Source organism: Marinococcus sp. LNSP9103-4, from assembly GCF_056034345.1.
The window spans coordinates 1-1064 of record NZ_JBQLIA010000060.1; the positions used below are offsets into that span (position 1 = coordinate 1).

1 protein-coding gene is annotated in these 1064 nt (G+C 51.5%); it reads right to left on the reverse strand.

The genetic code is table 11. The features are described from left to right. Positions 1-9 precede the first annotated feature (9 nt). Entirely contained in the window at positions 10-969 is a 960-nt protein-coding gene (locus ACTRXG_RS16855; protein WP_474286073.1) for an IS30 family transposase, read from the reverse strand. Positions 970-1064 lie beyond the last annotated feature (95 nt).

Here is a 1064-nt window from a genome sequence, read left to right on the forward strand (position 1 = left end):
TTTAAATCGTCAAATTAAGTTAGACACCATATCATTCTCCATATACCTCATGAATACTTCCAACGGGGTGCAATAGTCTAACGACTTTCTTGGGATGTGATTTCTTCGGGAGGCCACAGCGGAAACATACGACTGGTCCACCTCCTGAAAATCCATGTGCTTAGGCAGGCCATCCTTTCGAAGGAGGCCATTTGAATGTTCATTTAATCCGCGTTGGGAAGGCGTTCCTGGATCCGCAAAATAAATGGCAAGGTCGTGCCTGTTGCTGATCGACTGCCAGTTGGAAAACTCCTTGCCGCAGTCAAAAGTGATGGATTTGAATAGGTGTTTCGGAAAACGGCTGCACCACCGGTGCAGCGTGGTTTCAATATCGCTGGCCTTACGGCCGGCTGGTTGAAGGGTAACGATCACTTTCGATAAACGCTCCACCAGAGTGATCACAGCACTTTGATGGTGACGGCCAACAATGGTGTCTCCTTCCAGGTGCCCGAATTCCTGTCGAAAGGCCGGGTACTCCCGGTCCCTGTCCGTAAGGGTCCGCCGAAACGCCTGCTTTCCCCGGCGTTCCTGATGCCCGTTTGGTTTCCGCTTTCCTTTCATCGGCAGGGTGCTTCGATCCAGCATCCATCGCTCAAACATCCGGTACAGGGTGCGTCCGGAACAGGGAAGCGGACGCTCCCGGCGTCCGGCGATGACATCAGGGGTCCATCCTTCCTGGATTTTCTCGGTGACATAGGCCTGATCGGTGGGCGTTAAGACCGTCGGTCTTCGACCACACCGCTGTTTATTGGCTTGATACCGCTGAACATAATCAAGGGCCCGATGCCCTTCCCGTAAGTAGCTCACGACGTTGTGGATCGTTTGACGGGCACGCCCGAGCTGCCTGGCGATCCAGGAAACCGAGAACTCATTCTGGTTATATGCTTCTATGAGGACAACTTCATTCGTGCTAAGATGGGTGTAGGTCATTCGTGATCACTCCTATGATTTCTTTGGTCGGAAATTCATCTTGAGTGTATCACGAGTGATTTTTTTCGTTGTCTAGCTTAATTTTACAATCGGCG